This window comes from Variovorax sp. P4_D9, from assembly GCF_056401695.1.
This window is the reverse complement of the sequence record NZ_JBFUIU010000712.1, coordinates 1-4,461: the sequence shown is the minus strand read 5'-3', so window position 1 is coordinate 4,461 and position 4,461 is coordinate 1. Positions and strand designations below refer to the sequence as shown.

The 4,461-nt window shown below is 64.0% G+C and carries 3 protein-coding genes and 1 pseudogene; 2 read left to right on the top strand and 2 right to left on the bottom strand.

The features are described 5' to 3' along the window. Positions 1 to 71 precede the first annotated feature (71 nt). The gene (locus AC1DY5_RS43310) at positions 72 to 1,160 is read left to right on the top strand and encodes a cyanophycinase (RefSeq protein WP_478120581.1); all 1,089 of its coding nucleotides are present in this window, start codon (positions 72 to 74) and stop codon (positions 1,158 to 1,160) included. Positions 1,161 to 1,407: 247 nt separating this feature from the next. Here the strand turns inward: AC1DY5_RS43310 and AC1DY5_RS43305 are convergent. Together AC1DY5_RS43305 and AC1DY5_RS43300 are read right to left on the bottom strand one after the other, a co-directional pair. Next, a pseudogene (locus AC1DY5_RS43305) lies at positions 1,408 to 1,773 on the bottom strand (glutathione S-transferase family protein); the annotation flags it as partial. Positions 1,774 to 2,462: 689 nt separating this feature from the next. Further along, a complete protein-coding gene (locus AC1DY5_RS43300) occupies positions 2,463 to 3,503 on the bottom strand; it encodes an AraC family transcriptional regulator (protein WP_478120580.1) in 1,041 nt (346 codons plus the stop codon). Between the two features lie 188 nt (positions 3,504 to 3,691). Between AC1DY5_RS43300 and AC1DY5_RS43295 the strand changes: the two genes are divergently transcribed. Next, a partial coding sequence (locus AC1DY5_RS43295; protein WP_478120582.1) for a TauD/TfdA dioxygenase family protein occupies positions 3,692 to 4,461 on the top strand: 770 nt, incomplete at its 3' end.

Genomic DNA, 4,461 nt, shown 5'->3' with positions numbered 1-4,461 from the left:
CCATTGACAAGCCCGCAGGCCCTCGAACAAGATGCCCGGGCGCCTGTCGCGGCGTCGAGGAGGACTTGAAGATGCACGCAGGGACCCCTGCAAGTGGGCCTCGGCCGTTCCTGCGCCTGCTGGCGCGGCTGGCATTGGGCATCGCCGCGCTTGGCGCTGCGCAGGTCGCGTCGGCGGCGCCGAAGGCCAAGACGCCTTACGACCACTACCTCACCGGCAACCCGGCCGACGCGGCCTCGTCGCAGCCGCCGCGCTCGCCTTCGACATTGCTGATGGGGGGTGGGACCGACGTCGACGCGGCGTTCCGCTGGATGATCGACAAGGCCGGCGGCGGCGACTTCGTCGTTATCCGCGCGACTGGCGCCGACGGCTACAACCAATACATCTACGATATGGGCGGCGTCGATTCGGTCGAATCGCTCGTGATCCCTTCGGTCGAGGCGGCCAACGACCCCTTTGTGGTCGACCGGGTGCGCAAGGCCGAAGCCTTGTTCATCGCGGGTGGCGACCAGAGCGACTACATCGAGTTCTGGAAGGGCACCGCGCTCGACGACGCGATCCGGGATCTGGTCCGCCGCAACGTGCCGATCGGCGGCACCAGCGCCGGGCTGGCGGTCCTCGGTCAGTTCGACTTCGCCGCACTGAAGGGCTCGGTGACCTCTGCCGACGCATTGGCCAACCCCTACAACCACCGCATGACGCTCGACCGCGAATTCCTGACCGCTGCCGCGATGACTGGCGTCATCACCGACTCGCATTTGGACGAGCGCGACCGCATGGGGCGGTTGCTCGCCTTCCTGGCGCGCCTCACCAATCCTGGCGACGGCTGGATCGGCGTCGATGCGGCGCGCGGCATCGGGGTCGATCCATCGACCGCGGTGGTGATCGACAAGGGCGTCGCGACCCGGTTGGCCGATCGCGACGCGCAAGGCGTCGACCTCGGAGGATCGGTGTACTTCCTGCGGCCGTCGATCGCGCCGACGGTGTGCGAGCCGCGGCAGCCGCTGACCTTTCGCAACGTGCTGGTCGAGCGGCTGTCGGGCGCGGGGTCGTTCCACGTCAAGAACTGGACCGGCGTCGGCGGCGCGACGACGCGCTACGACCTGTCGGCCGAAGCCGGCGTGCTGATCTCTTCGCAGCCGGGGGGCGGGATCTACTGATGGGCCAGTCCCCTCGCAGCCGCCTCGGGCCGACCAACGTTGCAAGTGATCTGGTCTTGTGCAGATGATGCGCGCAGTCGACGATGAAAACGCTTCAGCCGGATCGATGCCGCAAGTTCTCCGGGGCATCTGAATGATCGGCCCTACAGCGTGAATTCAACGAGCGGCAGCGAAAGACCGCAGCCGCTGCGSAACTKCCCTACGAYGGGCGCTGGCGAAAGGCAGGGCAGGGGCCCGCAGGACCTCGTCARGCGATCGGGTGGCTCGCAGTGAAAACCGCCAGTTGATCGTCRAAGGCACGTTTGTAGGCCGGCCGCGCTTCGGCGCGGGCGACATAGCCAGAGAGATTTGGATACTCATCGAGTACTCCCGATCCGCTCAACCTGCGCAGCACTGTCACCATCAGTAGGTCGCCGGCGCTGAATGCCGCGTCTAGCCAGACTGCGTCGCCAAGTCGACTGGAAAGTGCGCTCAGCCGCACACCAACGCGATCCTCGAGAATCAAGAGGCGCTCCGCGTACCAGATCTTGTCATGCTCGATCAACGTTGCGATTTCGCGATCAAGGATGGGAGGCTCTACAGTATTCAACGCAGCAAACATCCATGAGATCGCCGCGAGGTCGAGACCACTCCTCGGGGCTGACGAGCTTCCGGATTTCGGACGGCGTGGTGCATTGTGCGGTCGTTGACGTCGGCAGGCTTTCGCCGGTGGCGGCTACCTCAACAACCTGGAAAATCAGGGCTTGCGAGGACGCTGGGATCGTCCACGTCATCTGCAGCGACTCCAGCACTGGGCCTGGATAAACATTTTTAACGGCGCCGCTAACTTGACAACGCTCGCCATTCCGATCCAACGATGTCAATGTCCTGCCGGCTGGCAGGGAGCGGTCGCACCAAGTGGAGGAGAGGAACCATCATCGGTCGCACCTACAACCTCACGGGATACGAGTCGGCCGATCTGACGCACTTCGCGAAGGAATTCTCCGAGGAGCTCGGCGCACGATCACCTATCCGACCTTGGCACATTCCTTCGCAAACGGGGGGTCTACATTGGGAACTTGACCTTTGCTGACATCGTCGAGGAAACAACAGCATTCAGTTCGATCCTTGGGGCAATGCGCATGGCTGCGACCTCCCATCAAGGTCGGAGTGTGCCTCATCAAATAAGTTCCACTATTTCAAGCGCACTACACTAGGCGCAGATCGAGTCAAGCTGACCGAGGCCTCGCCATCGTGCGCTGCCTCGGAAGTGCAGGGTGGCGCGTCCGAATGCTGGCTGTCGATATGTGTGACCTCGAAATGTCACGCGCCGGCACTCGGAGATGCTCCCTGGTGGCCGAGGGAGCCGCGTGCGGCCCTGCTCTCTTTGGCGCTGCAACCGAATTGCGCCAGGTACCAGCGCGAGAATGCGCTCGGCGCGGAGAAGCCGAGCAGCATCGCCACCTCGGTCAACGGACGATCGCCCTCGAGAACGTGACGCGTGGCGAGCTCCTTGCGGATCTCGTTGACCATCGACGAGAAGTTCTCCCCCTTCTCCGTCAGCCGGCGCTGAAGAGTACGGCACACGACACCCAGATGCTCGGCCACCTGCTCGATTGCGCAGCGCCCGCTGGGCAGAAGCAGCAGGATGGTGCGTCGTACGTCCCCGAGCATGGCGGCCTCCTGCTGCTGGGCCGACACGTTCAGCAACTGCTGCGCGTAACGCACCATCGCCGGATCGGCCGACGGGTTACGCGCATCGAGATCGGCCTTCGCGCAGACGATGCAGTTGTAGTCGTAGTCGAACTCGACGCGACAGCCAAACAACCGCAGATGCGCACTGAGGTCGCGCGGTGCCGGATGCTCGAAGCAAACGCGTCGCGGGTGCCAACCGGCACCGAGGAACTGGCGCATCAACCGCAGCATCACGCCGAGCGCCAGTTCGATTCTCTGGCGCGTGGACTGCCGCGCGTTGCCGGCCTTCAACTCCTCGCGAATGACAACCAGTCCTGCGCTCTCCTCGATCATGAGCGACAGCGAACCATTGAGCAGCGCCTGGTAGCGCATCAGGACATCGAGCGAGTCGCGCAAGGTCGCCTGGTCGCGGATCAGCATGCCCACCGCACCAAGGTTGGACAACTGCCGTGACTCGGCCATGCACAGGCCGAAGGCTTCATTGCCCGACGCGGCTGCCGACGCCTGAAGCAGGTGCCCGACGCGCTCGACGGGGATCAAGAGGTCCGGCTCGCGCAGTATGCTCGGGCTGAGCCCCGCGTCGAAAAGCATCCGGGCAGGGTCCAGGCCCCCGGCGCGGGCGACCTCACTGTAGTTGGTAAGGCTCGCGGCGCGGACCAGTGTCGACATCGAAGCACACTCGGTGGAAAATTGGCACCAAAGGATAAGTGGCTGTCATGCAATGTCAAGCGGGAGATTGCCGGCGCAACCACACTCCGAAGCATCAACGGCCCATTCGACAAACGGAGACAAGCTTCATGAACCAAGGACTCGAAACGGCGCCCGCAGTGGTCCGCGCGRCGTCTCTGGGCAACTCGATCACCGTCGAGCCGCTCACKTGCACGATCGGCGCCGAGCTGGGCAACGTCAACCTGGGMGMGGCTGCRGAGGACGACCTGCTGATGGCGGARATCCGYGCGCTGCTCCTGAAGCATCGCGTGATCTTCTTTCGCGACCAGGACATCACGCGGKCYCAGCACGTGGCTTTYGCGCGTCGCTTCGGCGAGCTGGAGGACCATCCSGTGGTGGGCAGYCATCCCGACTTTCCRGGGCTGGTCCAGATCTACAAGACRCCGGACAGTCCGCCCGAACGYAACGAGAATTCCTGGCACACCGATGCCACYTGGCGCGAGAGGCCGCCAATGGGCTGCGTRCTRCGCTGTGTSGAGTGTCCMCCYGTGGGCGGCGACACGATGTGGGTCAACATGGTGGAGGCCTATCGGCAGCTGCCCGAAGACATCAAGGCGAAGATCGCTCCGCTGCGCGCACGCCACAGCATCGAGGCAAGCTTTGGCGCAGCCATGCCGATCGAAAAMCGCCTTGCGCTGAAGGCTCAGTATCCCGACGCCGAACACCCCGTGGTCCGCWCCCATCCCGAAACCGGCGAGAAGGTGCTGTTCGTSAATGGCAGCTTCACGACGCACTTCACCAACTTCAATACGCCCGCCAACGTGCGCTTCGGCCTGGACAAGTCRCCAGGCGCCAGCCATCTGCTCAACTACCTGGTCAGCCAGGCCCTCGTCCCCGAATACCAGGTCCGTTTCCGTTGGAAGAAGAACAGCGTTGCGTTCTGGGACAACCGTTCCAC